Below are 15,360 nucleotides of genomic sequence, written 5' to 3' on the forward strand. Positions count from 1 at the left end.
AGGGTCAGGGTCCCGTAGCTGCCATAGGTCGCCGTGCCGCGGGCCGAGCGGGTCTGGCTGGGTCGGATGGTGTCGAACTTGACAATGCCGGCTGTGGTGTTGCGGCCGAACAGGGTGCCCTGCGGCCCGCGCAGCACTTCCACCCGGTCGAGGTCGAACAGCGGCGTGCTCTTCAGCACCACATTCTCCATCACCACGTCGTCCATGATGACGGAAACGGGCTGGGAGGCGGCGAGGTCGAAGTCGGCGTTACCGAGGCCGCGGATATAGAAGCGCGGGGCGACCCGGCCGTTCGAGGACTCCGCATAGAGCGATGGCACCCGGGAGGAGAGGGTCAGGATGTCGTCGCCGGCGGCGAACAGGCTCTGGAGGCGCTCACCGGAAACGGAGGCCACGGACAGCGGCACGTCCTGCAGGTTCTCGCTGCGCTTCTGGGCGGTGACCACCACCTCGCCCACCGTCGCCTCCTGGGCCAGGGCCGGCGCGGTCAGCGCCAGCGCGGCGGTCAGGGCGGCGACGCCGCAGGAGAGGGTCAGGCGGCTCTTGGCCGACGTCGGCGTTTTCATGAAGAGTCCTCGCGAGGTCCGCCGCAGGCGCGGCCACATGAGCCAGGACGCCCCCCGGCCCTTCAGGTTGTACCCTTAAGGGCTATTGAGGTCGGGAAGGGGCATCTAGCGCGCGCCGGGGCGAGGCTGTGGATAACTGTGCGTTTATGGCGGTCCTGTGTCGAGTCGGTGACATACGAACGAAGGGGGCGCCCGGTCTGGCCCGGAGGTGCCCGGAGGGACGCAGGGGTGTAGGGTGCTCCACCCCCTGCCCCGCCCCTGCCAAGACCCCGCCGCGACGCTGCGACGACGGAGCCCCCCATGAAGACCGTCACCCTCACCTGCTTCACCGACGTGCTCTGCGTCTGGGCCTGGATCGGCGAGCTGCGCCTGGCCGAAGTGCGCCGGACCCATGGCGAGGCCGTGGCGATGACCCAGCGCTTCTGCAACGTCTTTGGCGCTACGGCGTTGAAAATACAGGCGAACTGGGGCGCCAAAGGCGGCTATGACGGCTTCGCGGGACACCTCGCCCACGTGCTGGAGGGCTTTCCGGAGCTGACGGCCAGCCCCGACCTGTGGCGCCGCGTACGCCCGGCCTCCTCCCTGCCCGCCCATCTGGCCCTGAAGGCCGTCCAGGCGCAGGCGGCGGAAGGCGGCGCCCCTGACCTCGGCGACCGGTCTATCCTCATGATTCGGAGAGCTTTTTTCGAGCAGGGACGGGATATATCGGCGGCCTCCGTCCTCGACGAGGTGCTCGCCGACGCCGGCGCCGACCTGGCCGACGTCCACGCCCGGCTCGCCCGCGGGGAGGCCCACGCCGCGCTGATGGCCGACTATCAGGAGGCCCAGGCCCTGGGCGTCAAGGGCAGCCCCAGCCTGGTGCTCAACGAGGGACGCCAGACCCTCTACGGCAATGTCGGCTTTCGCGTCATCGAGGCCAATATCGCTGAGCTGCTGCGCGAGCCGCAGGCCGGGTCGGCCAGCTGGTGCTGACCCCTTGCGGATCGCGCTCAGGCGCCCAAGTCTCGGTCTCCAGATCTTTTTCCCCGGAGCTCCCGAATGACCGCCTCCCGACGCCAGACCCTTGGCCTGGCCGCCGCCGCCCTTGTCCTGACCGCCGCCGTGGGGGCCCAGGCCGCCGACGCCGCCCTTGCGAAGGCGGTGGCCTCCGAGACCCGTCCCGCCGCCGACCGCGCCCGGGACAAGTTCCGCAATCCCGCTGAGTCCCTCTCCTTCTGGGGCCTGAAGCCCGGCCAGACCGTGATCGAGATCTCGCCCGGCGGCGGCTACTGGACCGAAATCCTGGCGCCCTACGCGGCCGCCACCAAGGGCCGCTACGTGGCCGGTGTCGCCGACCTCGCCAATCCCAAGCTCTCGGACGGCGCCCGGAAGGCCCGGGCCGACTTCGAGGCCCGCTTCGCCGATACGGCCCGCTACGGCAAGGTGGAGTATGTCGGCTTCGGCGCCACCTCCGGCCCCCTCGGCGCGCCCGGTTCGGCGGACCTGGTCCTGACCGCCCGCAACATCCACAACTGGATGTCGATCCCAGGCATGCTCCCGAAGGTCATGAACGATTTCAACGCCGTGCTGAAGCCGGGCGGAATACTGGCGGTGGAGGAGCACCGTTCCGATCCGCGTCCCATGGCCGCCGACGGCCGCGACGGCTATGTCTCCGAAGCGGCAGTGATCGCCGCGGCCGAGGCGGCCGGTTTCCGGCTGGACGCCCGTTCGGAGATCAACGCCAACCCGAAGGACACCAAGGATCACCCCTTCGGCGTCTGGACGCTCCCGCCCGTCAGGCGCAGCTCTGCGCCCGGCGCCCAGCCCGCCCCTGACTTCGACCGCGCCCGATATGACGCCATCGGCGAGAGCGACCGCATGACGCTTCGCTTCGTGAAGGTGCGCTGACCCTCCTGAGAAAAAGGGCCCCGGATCGCTCCGGGGCCCTGACTTTTCGCCTTGGACCGGCCCGCCGTCAGGCGAACTGGTGCATGGTGTTGGCCTCGCCGGACGCCTTCAGGGCGGCCTCGCCGGCGAAGTATTCCTTGTGGTCGTCGCCGATGTCCGAGCCGGACATGTTCTGGTGCTTCACGCAGGCGATGCCCTGGCGGATTTCCTGCCGCTGGACGTTCAGCACGTAGCCCAGCATGCCGGCCTCGCCGAAGTACTCCCTGGCCAGGTTGTCGGTGGACAGGGCCGCCGTGTGGTAGGTCGGCAGGGTGATGAGGTGGTGGAAGATCCCCGCCCGGCGTGCGCCGTCGGCCTGGAAGGTGCGGATCTTCTCGTCCGCCTCATAGGCCAGGGCCGTGCCGTCATAATCGACGCTCATCAGCTTGTCGCGGTCATAGGCCGAGACATCCTTGCCTTCCGTCTTCCAGGCGTCGAACACCTGCTGGCGGAAGTTCAGGGTCCAGTTGAAGGACGGCGAGTTGTTGTAGACCAGCTTGGCGTTCGGGATGACCTCGCGGACCCGGTCCATCATGCTGGCGATCTGCTCGACGTGCGGCTTCTCGGTCTCGATCCAGAGGAGGTCCGCGCCGTTCTGCAGCGAGGTGATGGAGTCGAGGACGCAGCGGTCCGCCCCGGTGCCTTCCCGGAACTGGAAGAGGTTGGAGGGCAGGCGCTTGGGCCGCATCAGCTTGCCGTCGCGGGTGATCAGGACGTCGCCCGGGTTGCACTGGGCCGGGGTCACTTCCTCGCAGTCGAGGAAGGCGTTGTACTGGTCGCCGATGTCGCCGGGCGTGTGGCTGACGGCGATCTGCTTGGTCAAGCCGGCGCCGAGGCTGTCGGTGCGGGTGACGATGATCCCGTCCTCGACCCCAAGCTCCATGAAGGCGTAGCGGCAGGCGCGGACCTTGGCGAGGAAGTCCTCGTGCGGGACGGTGACCTTGCCGTCCTGGTGGCCGCACTGCTTCTCGTCGGAGACCTGGTTCTCGATCTGCAGGGCGCAGGCGCCCGCCTCGATCATCTTCTTGGCCAGGAGATAGGTGGCCTCGGCGTTGCCGAAGCCGGCGTCGATGTCGGCGATGATCGGCACGACGTGGGTCTGGTAGCCGTCAATCGCCTTGAGGATCGAGGCCTCCTTGGCCTTGTCGCCGGCGGCGCGGGCGGCGTCGAGGTCGCGGAACATCATGCCGAGCTCACGGGCGTCGGCCTGCTTGAGGAAGGTGTAGAGCTCCTCGATCAGGGCCGGCACGGAGGTCTTCTCGTGCATGGACTGGTCCGGCAGGGGGCCGAAGTCCGAGCGGAGGGCGGCGACCATCCAGCCCGACAGGTAGAGGTACTTCCGGTCCGTCGTCCCGAAGTGCTTCTTGATGGAGATCAGCTTCTGCTGGCCGATGAAGCCGTGCCAGCAGCCCAGGGACTGGGTGTAGTTGGCCGGGTCGGCGTCGTAGGCGGCCATGTCCTTGCGCATGATGGCGGCGGTGTAGCGGGCAATGTCGAGGCCGGTGCGGAACCGGTTCTGCACCTGCATGCGCACGACGGATTCGGCGCTGATGCCGTCCCACGTCCCGTTCTTGCTGCGGATGAGCTTTTCGACCTTGCTGATCTCGTCCTGGTACGACATGGCCTTGAAATCCCTTGCTCACCGGGCGCCCGCCAGACGGGGCCTTCGGCGGCCTGCCCTGTGACGCAGGCGTGACGGAGAATCGAGTCCCTGCGAAGTCGATCTGTCAGGCTTTACAGGTCGGACTTGTAATGTTGTAAGGATCCGACTCTGGTGGAGGTCAGGCCATGGCGACCGAACGGCGGCTGTATGTGGGGCCGAGCCTCCGAAGGCTCAGGCGGGACCTGGGCCTGACCCAGGCCGACATGGCCCAGGACCTGGAGGTCTCAGCCTCCTACATCGCCCTCCTGGAGCGCAACCACCGGCCGCTCAGCGCCGAGATGCTAGTGCGCCTGGCCCAGACCTACAGGCTGGACGTGGCGACCCTGGCGGCCGAGAGCGGAGACGATTCCGCCCGGCTCCAGGCCGCCCTGCGCGATCCCATGTTCGGCGGGATCGAGCTGAAGGCCCTGGAGGTCGCGGACGCCGCGGCGAACTTCCCGGGTGTGACGGAGGCCTTCCTGCGGCTCTACACCGCCTACCGGGAGGAGCAGCTGACCCTGGCAGACCGAAGTGCGGACGGCCGGGACGGGGACGACGCCGCCGATCCGGTGGCCGAATCCCGTCGCTTCCTGGCGGCCCGCCGCAACTGCTTCCCGCTGCTGGACGACGCCGCCGAGCGTCTGGCGCAGGTGGTGGCGGGCCATGAAGGACTGGTCGGCCACCTGAAGGCGCGGCACGGCCTGCGGGTGCGTCGTCTGCCGCCCGATGTCATGACCGGCGCCACCCGGCGGCTGGATCGCCACCGCCGGGAGGTCCTTCTCGACGACACCCTCGACGGGGCGAGCCAATCCTTCCAGCTGGCCCTGCAGACGGCCTACCTGGAGCTAGAGACGGAGATCGGCGAGGTTCTCTCGGAGGGCGCCTTCGAGACCGAGGGCGGCCAGCGCCTGACCCGCCGGGCCCTGGCCAGCTACGCCGCCGCAGCGGTGCTCATGCCCTACACCGCCTTCGCCCGGGCGGCGGAGGCGCGGCGCTACGACATCGAGGCGTTGGGCCGCCAGTTCGGGGCCAGCTTCGAGCAGACCGCCCACCGGCTGACCACCCTCCAGAAACCCGGCCAGGAGCGGGCGCCGTTCTTCTTCATCCGCGTCGACGAGGCCGGCAACGTCTCCAAGCGGCTGGACGGGGCGGGCTTTCCCTTCGCCCGGCATGGCGGGGGCTGCCCGCTGTGGAGCGTCCACCAGGCCTTCCGCACGCCGCGCCAGATCGTCACCCAGTGGCTGGAGCTACCGGATGGCCAGAAGTTCTTCTCCATCGCCCGGACGGTGACCGCCGGCGGCGGCGGCTTTGGCGCCCCGCGGATCGAGCGGGCCATCGCCCTGGGCTGCGCGGAGGAGCACGCCCACCGACTGGTCTACGCCCAGGATCACCGGGGCGGCGGCCCCGATCAGGCGACGCCCATCGGGGTCACCTGCCGGCTCTGCCATCGGGCCGAATGCGCCGCCCGCTCAGCCCCGCCCATCGGTCGCCAGATCCTGCCCGACGACTTCCGCCGCACCCTGGCGCCCTTCGGCTTCTCCGACGCCTGAAGTTCCGGAACGGAAGGCCTGGCTCCCCATTGAAGCGCCGGCCTGCGCAGAGTATGGGGGCGCCGCTGCGGCAGGCTCCGCAGCGGCTCGCAGACCCTGGTCGGCAAGCAGTTCTGAAAGGTCGGTATGTCATGCAGGTCAGCCCCTCCCTCGCCGTCGCGGACCTCCTCCACGCCTTCGTGGAACAGGAACTCCTGCCCGGGACCGGAGTGGACCCGGCCGGCTTCTGGGCGTCCCTGGAGAGCCTCCTGAAGGACTTCCAGCCGCGTAACCGCGCCCTGCTGGAACGCCGCGACTCCCTGCAGTCGCAGATCGACGCCTGGTGGAGGGTCCGCAAGGGCCAGCCCTTCGACCTCGCCGCCCAGACCGACTTCCTGACCCGGATCGGCTATCTCCTGCCCGAGCCCGCCCCCTTCACCATCGGTACGCAGAATGTCGACCCGGAGATCGCCCGGATCGCCGGACCCCAGTTGGTCGTACCGGTTTCGAACGGCCGGTACGCCCTGAACGCCGCCAACGCCCGGTGGGGCAGCCTCTATGACGCCCTCTACGGCACGGACGCGCTCGAGCCCCCGACAGGCGGCAAGGGCTATGACCCGGTCCGGGGCGCCAAGGTGATCGCCTACGCCCGGGGGCTCCTGGACCGCGCCGCGCCCCTCGCCGGCGCCTCGCATTCCGACGCCGCGGCCTACGCCATCATCAACGGAGCGCTCTCCGTCACCCTCGCCTCCGGGGCGAAGGTCGCCCTCGCCGACCCGTCCCAGCTGGCGGGCTGGCGCGGCGACGCCTCGGCGCCCTCCGCCATCCTGCTGAAGCACAACGGCCTGCACCTGGAGATCCAGGTCGACCGGTCGCACAATGTCGGCAAAGACGATCCGGCGGGCGTGTCCGACGTCCTGATGGAATCCGCCCTGACCGCCATCCAGGACTGCGAGGACTCGGTGGCCGCCGTGGACGCCGAGGACAAGACCGGCGTCTACCGCAACTGGCTCGGCCTGATGCGCGGCGACCTCGCCGCCACCTTCGAGAAGGGCGGACGCACCGAGACCCGGCGGCTGGACGAGGACCGGCGCTATTCCACCCCCGGCGGCGGCGAGATCGTGCTGCGCGGTCGCTCGCTCCTGCTGGTGCGCAATGTCGGCCACCACATGCTGACCGACATGGTCACCCTGGACGGAGACCCGGTCTATGAGTCCGCCGTCGACGCCCTGGTGACCGTGGCCGCCGCACTCCACGACCTGAAGGGCGCCCGTCGCAACAGCCCCGCCGGCTCGGTCTATGTGGTGAAGCCCAAGATGCACGGGCCGGACGAGGTCGCCCTGGCGATGAGCCTGTTCGACCAGGTGGAGGACGCCTTGGGCCTGGCCCGCAATACGGTGAAGATGGGAATCATGGACGAGGAGCGCCGGACCAGCGCCAACCTCGCCGCCTGCATCGCCGCGGCGAAGGACCGGATCGTCTTCATCAACACCGGCTTCCTCGACCGCACGGGGGACGAGATCCACACGGCCATGGAGGCCGGCCCGATGGTCCGCAAGGACGCCATGAAGGCCGAGGGCTGGCTGGCAGCCTACGAGAAGCGGAATGTCGAGATCGGCCTCGCCGCCGGCTTCCCCGGCCGGGCCCAGATCGGCAAGGGCATGTGGGCCGCCCCGGACATGATGAAGGACATGCTGGCCGCCAAGGTCGGGCATCCGAAGGCCGGCGCCAACACCGCCTGGGTCCCCTCGCCCACAGCCGCCACCCTGCACGCCCTGCACTATCACGAGGTGGACGTCCCGGCCCTCCAGGCCAGCCTGGCCGGCGGCCCGCGCACGGGCCTCGACGCCCTCCTGACGCCGCCCCTCGCCCGCTCGAACTGGAGCCCGGAGGAGGTTCAGCAGGAACTGGACAACAACGCCCAGGGCATCCTCGGCTATGTGGTCCGCTGGATCGACCAGGGCGTCGGTTGCTCCAAGGTGCCGGACATCCACGACGTGGGCCTGATGGAGGACCGCGCCACCCTGCGGATCTCCAGCCAGCACATCGCCAACTGGCTGCACCACGGGGTCTGCACCGAGGCCCAGGTCCGCGAGACCTTCGCCCGCATGGCGGCGGTGGTGGACGGCCAGAACGCCGGCGATGCGGCCTACTCTCCTATGGCCGGAAATCCGGACAGCGTGGCCTTCAAGGCGGCGCTGGAGCTGGTCTTCGAGGGCCGCGCCCAGCCCAACGGCTACACCGAGCACGTCCTGACCCGCCGCCGCCGCGAGCGGAAGGCCCAGCTGGCGGGGTAGGTTGTAGCGTCCGGGAGCCTTTCTGGGCTGGCCCTCAGACCTCGTCGCCGGGCGGCGGCGGCTCGTTCGCCGCCTTGTCCAGAAAAGCCAGCAGGTCTGAGGGCTGGGCGCCCTGGGCCTTCCCACGCAGAAAGTCGGCGGCCGTCTCCGTCACGCCCACCTTTTCCGCCACCGCCACGGCGATCCACTGGTTCAGGGAGACCCCATCCTCCTTCGCCAGGCGCGTAGCTGCGGCCTTGATCGATTGCGGGAGTTTAAGGGGGTAGGAGGTCTTGCTCATGACCAGATTTCCTTCACGAAGGCGCCCGGGGTGATGACCCTTACGCCGAAATTCGGCTCAACCCTCCGGAAGTCCCGAGGATTGTGCGTAATCAACAGGGGCGCCCTGCCATTCACCGCCGCCTCCAGGACCATTTCGTCGGAGGGATCGGGAAGCGTCGGCCGCCAGCGAAAGTGCACCTCGGCCGCGTCGGACGCGCTGGCGAACGCCCCCAGGAATCGCCGAACCTCAGCAGGCGTGAGCATGTGGATGAGTTGGTGTTCCGGCCGGGTCAGGACCGCCTCGTACTCAAGCCAGAGCGGCGTGGTCACAACCGGGCGCAGGTCGCCCTGTGCGACACGCCGCAGGATAAGGTTGCTGGCTCCGGTTCGACTCCGGAGCGCGGCCACCAATACCGAGGTGTCTAGCACAGCTCTTATCATATCTCAGAAGATGTCACATCTCCTGAGATATCACAATCTGAAGCGCTCACTGGTCTTGCGGAGGGATCTCCGCCCCTACCCCGCCAGAGCCCGGGTGTAGGTGGGCAGGTCGAAATAGTCCTTCCAGAGGGCGATCTTGCCGTCCCTCAGGTGGAAGACGCCGCAGCAGGGCAGCTCGATCCAGCGCTCGCCGACGCGGATGCGATCGATGCGCTCGGCGATCACGGTGTCGCCGTCGGCGACGAGGGAGACGACCTCCCAGCGGGTCTCCGCCCAGGGGCGGATGAAGCCGGCGATGAAGCCGCGGATCGTCTCCCGCCCCTGGACCGGGCCGGAGGGCATGTTGTGGTAGACGCCGTTCTCGGTGAACCAGCCGGCCAGCTCGTCGGGATCGAGACGGGGCCAGGCGTCGATGAAGTCGCGGACGGCCTGAGCGGCGTCGGTCATGGGAGCCTCCTTGCAGGCGGGAAAGGGTCAGCCGGCGGCCTGGGAAGGGCGTCGCAGTTGCCCGCGACCGGCCGCCCCGCAAAGACCGCCTCGACGAAGGCGGAAGACTCCCTCGTCGAACCATTGACCGCGCCGGAGTGATCCAGGCCGGGATAGACGTGGGCCTCGATCCTCGTTCCGGCCTTGCAAGCGTCGGCGGCGAGGCTGAGCTGCATGCCCGGGGGAACGTCACGATCCGCGGCGCCGGCGCCCATGAAGACCGGCGTGGGGATCTCAAGGGTCGGATAGCCCATCAGGGCGTAGGCCGGCATCATCCGGTCGGCCGGGTCGGCGCGATAGGCGCGGTTGAAGGTCCAGCCGCCCCGAACCACCGAACCGGCCAGCTCGCCGAAACAGCTGGTGGCGACCGACCGGGTCAGGGGAAGAGCCGCCTCGGTGACATAGTCCTCCAGCCGGAAACCCGGATCGATCTGCTCCAGCAGGCTGTGGATCAGGAAGTTGTAGCCCAGGGTCGGATCGACCGCATCCCGGGGCCGGGCGGCCTGGAGGGCGGCCTGGGCCTCAGGCGAGAAATAGGGCGTGCCGGTCGCCACCGTCCCGCGGATGTCCAGTTCAGGGGCGTAGGAGGGGGCGTAGGCCGCCGTCGCGAAGGCGGCGCCCCCGCCCTGGGACTGGCCGATCAGGACGACGCTGCGGGAGACCGGGAAACCCGCCTTCTGCACCGCCCGGATGGAGTCCAGCATGCTGTAGGCCGAAGGCCGGGTGGCCAGGTAGGGATGGCCGCCGGGCGCGCCCAGGCCCTGATAGTCGCTGGCCACGACCGCATAGCCGCGGGAAAGCCAGAAGCCGAGATAGGTCTTGTCCCTCGGGCTGCGGCCGGCGAGGGACGGGGCGCAGATATCGGCCACCCCGACCGTGCCGTGCGCCCAGGCCAGCAGGGGCCAGCCGCCCTTCGGCGCCTCGCCCTTAGGCAGGAAGAGGGCGCCGGAGACCGCCACCCTGTCCTTGCCGCCCAGCCCGTCCGTGGAGGTGTAGAGAATGCGCACGGCCGAGGCGGCGTTGTCGAGGACGAGGGCGGGCTCCAGGGCCTCCTGTCGGATCAGCCGGCCGGGCTTGCCCTTCACCTTGCCACTGACGGCGTAGAAGTCGGGTACGCCGCCGTCGCCCAGGAGCTGGGGTGCTGCAGCCGCGGGACCGGCCAGGACGGCGGCGAGGGCGAGGATCGCGAACAGGCGCATCAGGAACTCCGCGAATGGACGGAAGGGGGGACCGGCGGCCGGATCAGGCGAACTCCAGCCCCTCGAACTTGCCGGATTTCCGCCAGCCGTCGATGTAGCGGAAGTAGGCGCTGGCGCCGGCCGGATAGCCGACATTGTACTTCGCGCCTGGCCCGAGGGGCTGGCCCTCGTTGTTGTAGTAGCCGGGGGTGCAGTCGGCCGAGCCCATCATCATCCGTCCGGGGCCGGTCAGGAGCAGGGCGACCCAGGCGTCCTGGGCCTCCTGGGTGACCTCGACCCGGGTGGCGCCCCGCCGCTTGGCCTCGGCCACAATCGTGGCGATGGTGCGGGCGGAGTCCGTCAGGTTGTGGGGCACATTGGAGATCAGGTTGGCCCCTTGCGTCGGCTGGACGAAGAAGGCGTTGGGGAAGCCCCGGACATGCAGGCCATGCAGGGAGCGCATGCCGTCGCTCCAGGCCTGCGACAGCTTCAGACCGTCCACGCCGGTGAGATCGAAGCCCGTGCGCTGGGTATAGTCGGTGCCCACCTCGAAGCCGGACGCGTAGATGATGCAGTCGACGGGATACTCGACCCCCGCCACCACCACGCCGGTCTCGGTGATGCGCTCCACGCCCTTGCCGTCGGTGTCGATGAGGCGGGTGGAGGGCTCGTTGAAGGCCTGCAGGTAGGCGTCATGGAAGCAGGGGCGCTTGCAGAGCTGGCGGTACCAGGCCTTGAGCTTCTGGGCCGCCTCGCTGTCGGTGACGATGGAATCCACCCGGGCGCGGATCTCCTCCATTTTCTCGAAGTCGGAGTCCTCGAAGGCGGCGAGCATGGTTTCGGGGCTCATCTGCCCGGGCGGGATGGTCATGATCTTCTCGCGGATCCGTCGGGACAGGTCCGTCCAGCCGTCCTGGACCAGGTCCTCCCCGGCGCCGCCGCCAGCCTGGTTATCGGTGAAGTTCTCCAGCCAGCGCTGCTGCCAGCCCGGGGTGGCGATGGAAGCGAACCATTCCGGATCTATGGGGGCGTTGGCGCGGACGTCCACCGAGGACGGGGTGCGCTGGAAGACCAGCAGTTCCTTGCAGGCCCGGGCCAGGTGCGGGACGCACTGCACCGCCGTCGCGCCCGTGCCGATGATGGCCACCCGCTTGTCGCCCAGCTTCGAAAGGGGCGCGCCCAAGGGATCGCCCCCCGTATAGTCATAGTCCCAGCGGCTGGTGTGGAAGGAATGGCCACGGAAGCTCTCGATGCCCGGAATGCCCGGCAGCTTGGGCACGTGCAGGGGGCCGGTGCCGGAGCCCAGGAAGCGAGCGGTGAAGCGGTCGTCCCGGTTGGTGGTGATGACCCAGACGTCGTTCTCCTCGTCCCAGGTGAGGTCCTTCACCTCGGTGTGGAAGAGGGCGTTGTCGTAGAGGTTGTACTTGCGGCCGATGCGCTGGCACTGCTCGAGGATCTCGGGGGCGTGGGCGTACTTCTCCCGCGGGATGTGACCCGTCTCCTCCAGGAGGGGCATATAGATCATCGAGGCGGTGTCGCACTGGGCGCCGGGATAGCGGTTCCAGTACCAGGTGCCGCCGAAGTCGCCGCCCTTCTCGATGATGCGCACGTCGGTGATCCCGGCCTCCACCAGGCGGGCGCCGGCGACCAGGCCGGCGAAGCCGCCGCCGATGAAGGCGAACTCCACGTGATCGGTCTTGGGCTCCCGCGGCTGGAAGGGCGTGTAGGGATCATCGAGATAGCCGGCGAAGACGCCGGCCACGCGGATGTACTGGTCATTGCCGTCGGGGCGCAGGCGCTTGTCGCGCTCGGCCCGGTACTTGGCCTTCAGGGCCTCCTTGTCGAGGGTTCGGACGGGGGCGGCGTCATCGGCGGGGGGCATGGGGGTCTTACTCCTGACCAGTTCCGGTGTTTCCTCTGGGGCCAAGTTTGGCGCCCCTGCGGCGGGAGGCAACCGCAAACCGCGGTCAATTCCCCTTTCGGAGGCCACGCCGGCGCGGCTATTCTCGAACCTGACAGGCCGTTGCGAAGCGCGGCGGCCGCCAAGGGAGCCCCGCATGTCCGACGCCGAGTACGTCCCGCCGAAGATCTGGACCTGGAACCGCGAGAACGGCGGCCGGTTCGCCAACATCAACCGGCCCATCGCCGGCCCGACCCATGACAAGGACCTGCCGGTGGGGCGCCACCCGATGCAGCTCTACTCCCTGGGCACGCCCAACGGGGTGAAGGTGACGGTGATGCTGGAGGAGTTGCTGGCTCTGGGCCATACGGGCGCCGAGTATGACGCCTGGCTGATCCGCATCAACGAAGGCGACCAGTTCTCCAGCGGCTTCGTCGACATCAACCCGAACTCCAAGATCCCGGCCCTCCTGGACCGCAGCGGGCCAAAGCCGATCCGGGTGTTCGAATCGGGCGCCATCCTGGTGCACCTGGCCGAGAAGTTCGGCGCCTTCCTGCCCACCGAGCCGGGCGCCCGGGCCGAGTGCCTGTCCTGGCTGTTCTGGCAGATGGGCAGCGCTCCCTACCTGGGCGGCGGTTTCGGCCACTTCTACGCCTACGCCCCGATGAAGATTGAGTACGCCATCGACCGCTTCGCCATGGAGGTGAAGCGCCAGCTGGACGTGCTCGACCGGCGCCTGGCGCAGAGCGAGTTCATCGCCGGACCGGATTTCACCATCGCAGACATGGCCATCTGGCCCTGGTACGGCGCCATGGCCAAGGGCGAGCTCTACGGCGGCGGCGAGTTCCTGCAGGTGCAGGAATACGTGAACGTCAACCGCTGGGCCGACGCCATCGGCGCCCGGCCGGCGGTGAAGCGCGGCCGCGCCGTCAACCGCCCCTTCGGCAAGCCCGAGAGCCAGCTGCTGGAACGCCATGACGCCAGCGACTTCGACAAGCTGACGCTCTAGACCCAGCCTGCGAGGCGGGCCGCCTGGTAGGCGGCGAGGCTGGTGACGAGGACTCCCACGGCGCCGGTCAGGATCCGCTGGGGGGCCAGCTTGACCATCAGGCCCGCCAGGGGCGCAGAGACCAGGCCTCCGGCGACAAGGCCCGCCACCGCCGTGGCGTGGCTCGTCAGGTCCCCGGCATCGGCCCAGTGTCCGGTGAGCAGGGTCACGAGGAAGGTCGCCGAGATGGTTGAGGTCACGACGAATTCGGCGGTGTTGGTGGTGCCGATGCTCGTCCGTGGATCGCCGCCGGCGCCGACCATGGCGGTGGCCACCGTGGGGCCCCAGCCGCCGCCGCCAATGGCGTCGAACAGGCCGCCGAAGAAGCCGAGGGGGCCGCTGTACTTCACGGGGAAGAGCCGCGGCGCGGGCCCCTTGAGAGCGCGCCAGAGGATCACGCCACCCATGAGGGCCAGGTAGCCGGTGATCCAGGGCTTCAGGATCGCCCCGTCGATGGAGGTCAGGACGAAGGCGCCCAGGGCGCCGCCGATACACCCTCCGATCGCGAGGGGGGCGAACAGCTTCCAGTTCACGTTGCGGTGCCAGGCGTGGGATCCGGCCGAGGCGGCGGTGGTGAAGACCTCGGCGGCATGGACGCTGGCGGAGGCCGCAGCCGGGGGCACGCCGACGCTCAGCAGGACCGTGGAAGACACCACGCCGTAGGCCATGCCCAGGGCGCCGTCGACTGCCTGGGCCAGAAAACCCACCAGGGCGAACAACAGGAACTCTTCCAAGGACGGCGCTCCCTCCGAGGAGAAGAGCCATGCCCGACAATTCCTAGAGATGCGATAGATTTAATTTCCGGACGGGATCAGGAAATCTGAAAGGGCGGAGACTCGCGAGCCGCTCGGGCCAGGGTCCAGCCCTCAAGCACGGCCGCCACGGCCTCGCGGGCGGCGACCAGGGCGGGATGGACCGGGCAGGTCGCCACGTCCGGACAGGCCTCGCAGGGGCGGTAGGCTGTCTTCGAGGCGCAGGGCGCCAGGGCAAGGGGTCCGTCCAGGGCCCGTATGACGTCGGCGAAACTGATCGCCTCCGGCGGCGCCGCCAACTGATAGCCCCCGGACCGGCCCCGGCTGGAGATCAGGAGATTATGGTGCTTCAGGTCCAGGAGGATGGCCTCAAGGAACTTGCGGGGCGCCGAGGCCAGGCGCGCGATCTCGGCGATGGAGGCGGGCCCGGCCGCCTCCCTCTGGGCGAGGTGGATGAGGGCGCGCAGGGCGTAACGGGATCGCCGGGACAACATGAAGGGAGTATTGCGGCGACGAGGCGCGGCGTCCACATCCCTCAGCGCCGCCATCGGAGACCCGGACGTGCCCACCCGTGAACAGCATTCGGAAACCTCCAGCGCCATCGCCCTGGTCATCGGCGCCGGCGGGGGGATCGGCGCCGCCCTGGTCCAAGCCCTTGAGGCCTCCAGGCGCTACGACCGGGTGATCGGCCTGGGGCGGAACAGCGAGCCGCCCCTGGACCTCCACGACGAGGCCTCCGTCGCCGCAGCCGTCGCATACGCCGCGTCGGCCGGCGACCTGAGGCTGGTGATCCACGCCGCCGGCGTCCTGCACGGCCCCGGAATGGCCCCGGAGAAGAGCCTCTCGCGGATCGACCCGGCCGCCATGGCCGAGGCCTTCGCGATCAACGCCACCGGGCCCTCCCTGGTGATGAAGCACGTCCTGCCACGCCTGCCGAGGAGGGGCCGCTGCGTCTTCGCCGCCCTCTCGGCGCGGGTGGGCAGCATCGGGGATAACCGTCTGGGGGGTTGGTACGCCTACCGCGCCTCCAAGGCGGCCCTCAATCAGCTGGTCCGCACCGCCGCGATCGAGCTGGCCCGGCGCAACCCCGAGGCCCTCTGCGTGGCCCTGCATCCCGGCACAGTGGCCACCGCCCTCTCCGCGCCCTTCGTCGGCGACGACCCCAAAGCCCAGAGCCCGGAGACGGCGGCGGGCAAGCTCCTGGCCGTGCTGGACGCCCTACCCGCTGGCGCCAACGGAGGCTTCTTCGACGCCGAGGGCCGGACCGTGCCCTGGTAGGGGCGCCAGCTCAGCGGGACAGGCGCAGGGTCAAGCCTACGGTGCGGGGATCGCCG

General features: G+C 69.4%; 15 protein-coding genes. 6 read left to right on the plus strand and 9 right to left on the minus strand.

Annotated features, from left to right (window positions below; genetic code table 11):
• The coding region (locus IM632_RS04155) for a TonB-dependent receptor plug domain-containing protein (RefSeq protein WP_296552037.1) at positions 1-566 on the minus strand (566 nt) is incomplete at its 3' end.
• Positions 567-866: 300 nt separating this feature from the next.
• Here IM632_RS04155 and IM632_RS04160 point away from each other — a divergent pair.
• Entirely contained in the window at positions 867-1,538 is a 672-nt protein-coding gene (locus IM632_RS04160) for a DsbA family protein (RefSeq protein ID WP_296547724.1), read from the plus strand.
• 66 nt (positions 1,539-1,604) lie between these two features.
• Positions 1,605-2,453, plus strand: coding sequence for a methyltransferase (locus IM632_RS04165; protein ID WP_296552038.1), 849 nt, complete (start codon positions 1,605-1,607; stop codon positions 2,451-2,453).
• Positions 2,454-2,520: 67 nt separating this feature from the next.
• Here IM632_RS04165 and IM632_RS04170 read toward each other — a convergent pair whose 3' ends face one another.
• Entirely contained in the window at positions 2,521-4,113 is a 1,593-nt protein-coding gene (locus IM632_RS04170) for an isocitrate lyase (protein ID WP_296481335.1), read from the minus strand.
• A 167-nt stretch (positions 4,114-4,280) separates the two neighbouring features.
• On the opposite strand from IM632_RS04170, the gene IM632_RS04175 reads away from it, so the two are divergent.
• Together IM632_RS04175 and IM632_RS04180 are read left to right on the plus strand one after the other, a co-directional pair.
• Positions 4,281-5,684 (plus strand): short-chain fatty acyl-CoA regulator family protein, encoded by a 1,404-nt coding sequence (locus tag IM632_RS04175; RefSeq protein ID WP_296481330.1) that lies wholly within the window; start codon positions 4,281-4,283, stop codon positions 5,682-5,684.
• A 131-nt stretch (positions 5,685-5,815) separates the two neighbouring features.
• Positions 5,816-7,960: a malate synthase G gene (locus IM632_RS04180; RefSeq protein WP_296552039.1), complete on the plus strand. Its 2,145-nt coding sequence runs from the start codon at positions 5,816-5,818 to the stop codon at positions 7,958-7,960.
• 34 nt (positions 7,961-7,994) lie between these two features.
• Here IM632_RS04180 and IM632_RS04185 read toward each other — a convergent pair whose 3' ends face one another.
• From IM632_RS04185 to IM632_RS04205, 5 genes are all read right to left on the minus strand, one after another.
• Positions 7,995-8,240: a toxin-antitoxin system HicB family antitoxin gene (locus IM632_RS04185; protein WP_296479590.1), complete on the minus strand. Its 246-nt coding sequence runs from the start codon at positions 8,238-8,240 to the stop codon at positions 7,995-7,997.
• Entirely contained in the window at positions 8,237-8,662 is a 426-nt protein-coding gene (locus IM632_RS04190; RefSeq protein ID WP_296498437.1) for a putative toxin-antitoxin system toxin component, PIN family, read from the minus strand. The genes IM632_RS04185 and IM632_RS04190 overlap by 4 nt, the downstream gene beginning before the upstream one ends.
• A 75-nt stretch (positions 8,663-8,737) precedes the next feature.
• Positions 8,738-9,109, minus strand: coding sequence for a limonene-1,2-epoxide hydrolase family protein (locus tag IM632_RS04195; protein ID WP_296479592.1), 372 nt, complete (start codon positions 9,107-9,109; stop codon positions 8,738-8,740).
• Positions 9,106-10,347, minus strand: coding sequence for a lipase family protein (locus tag IM632_RS04200; protein ID WP_296498440.1), 1,242 nt, complete (start codon positions 10,345-10,347; stop codon positions 9,106-9,108). The genes IM632_RS04195 and IM632_RS04200 overlap by 4 nt, the downstream gene beginning before the upstream one ends.
• Before the next feature lie 43 nt (positions 10,348-10,390).
• Positions 10,391-12,208 carry an NAD(P)/FAD-dependent oxidoreductase gene (locus IM632_RS04205; protein WP_296502983.1) on the minus strand — a complete coding sequence of 606 codons (1,818 nt, stop codon included), beginning with the start codon at positions 12,206-12,208 and terminating at the stop codon, positions 10,391-10,393.
• A gap of 175 nt (positions 12,209-12,383) precedes the next feature.
• Here IM632_RS04205 and yghU point away from each other — a divergent pair, with 175 nt between their 5' ends.
• Positions 12,384-13,235 carry a glutathione-dependent disulfide-bond oxidoreductase gene (yghU, locus tag IM632_RS04210; protein ID WP_296480120.1) on the plus strand — a complete coding sequence of 284 codons (852 nt, stop codon included), beginning with the start codon at positions 12,384-12,386 and terminating at the stop codon, positions 13,233-13,235.
• Here the strand turns inward: yghU and IM632_RS04215 are convergent.
• Entirely contained in the window at positions 13,232-14,008 is a 777-nt protein-coding gene (locus tag IM632_RS04215; protein WP_296480121.1) for a sulfite exporter TauE/SafE family protein, read from the minus strand. The two genes, yghU and IM632_RS04215, sit on opposite strands and share 4 nt — an antisense overlap.
• A gap of 77 nt (positions 14,009-14,085) precedes the next feature.
• The gene (locus IM632_RS04220; RefSeq protein ID WP_293541696.1) at positions 14,086-14,520 is read right to left on the minus strand and encodes an Rrf2 family transcriptional regulator; all 435 of its coding nucleotides are present in this window, start codon (positions 14,518-14,520) and stop codon (positions 14,086-14,088) included.
• Between the two features lie 67 nt (positions 14,521-14,587).
• Here IM632_RS04220 and IM632_RS04225 point away from each other — a divergent pair, with 67 nt between their 5' ends.
• Positions 14,588-15,304 (plus strand): SDR family NAD(P)-dependent oxidoreductase, encoded by a 717-nt coding sequence (locus IM632_RS04225; protein ID WP_296498763.1) that lies wholly within the window; start codon positions 14,588-14,590, stop codon positions 15,302-15,304.
• Positions 15,305-15,360 lie beyond the last annotated feature (56 nt).

The sequence above is a fragment of the Phenylobacterium sp. genome, from assembly GCF_020402505.1.
Lineage (GTDB): Bacteria > Pseudomonadota > Alphaproteobacteria > Caulobacterales > Caulobacteraceae > Phenylobacterium.

Bases quoted from the DNA above. Each gene is read 5' to 3' on its own strand.
- IM632_RS04205 (WP_296502983.1), bottom strand. From the start codon at position 12,208: ATGCCCCCCGCCGATGACGCCGCCCCCGTCCGAACCCTCGACAAGGAG.
- IM632_RS04220 (WP_293541696.1), bottom strand. From the start codon at position 14,520: ATGTTGTCCCGGCGATCCCGTTACGCCCTGCGCGCCCTCATCCACCTC.
- IM632_RS04190 (WP_296498437.1), bottom strand. From the start codon at position 8,662: ATGATAAGAGCTGTGCTAGACACCTCGGTATTGGTGGCCGCGCTCCGG.
- IM632_RS04185 (WP_296479590.1), bottom strand. From the start codon at position 8,240: ATGAGCAAGACCTCCTACCCCCTTAAACTCCCGCAATCGATCAAGGCC.
- IM632_RS04160 (WP_296547724.1), top strand. From the start codon at position 867: ATGAAGACCGTCACCCTCACCTGCTTCACCGACGTGCTCTGCGTCTGG.
- IM632_RS04175 (WP_296481330.1), top strand. From the start codon at position 4,281: ATGGCGACCGAACGGCGGCTGTATGTGGGGCCGAGCCTCCGAAGGCTC.
- IM632_RS04200 (WP_296498440.1), bottom strand. From the start codon at position 10,347: ATGCGCCTGTTCGCGATCCTCGCCCTCGCCGCCGTCCTGGCCGGTCCC.
- IM632_RS04180 (WP_296552039.1), top strand. From the start codon at position 5,816: ATGCAGGTCAGCCCCTCCCTCGCCGTCGCGGACCTCCTCCACGCCTTC.
- IM632_RS04195 (WP_296479592.1), bottom strand. From the start codon at position 9,109: ATGACCGACGCCGCTCAGGCCGTCCGCGACTTCATCGACGCCTGGCCC.
- yghU (WP_296480120.1), top strand. From the start codon at position 12,384: ATGTCCGACGCCGAGTACGTCCCGCCGAAGATCTGGACCTGGAACCGC.
- IM632_RS04170 (WP_296481335.1), bottom strand. From the start codon at position 4,113: ATGTCGTACCAGGACGAGATCAGCAAGGTCGAAAAGCTCATCCGCAGC.
- IM632_RS04165 (WP_296552038.1), top strand. From the start codon at position 1,605: ATGACCGCCTCCCGACGCCAGACCCTTGGCCTGGCCGCCGCCGCCCTT.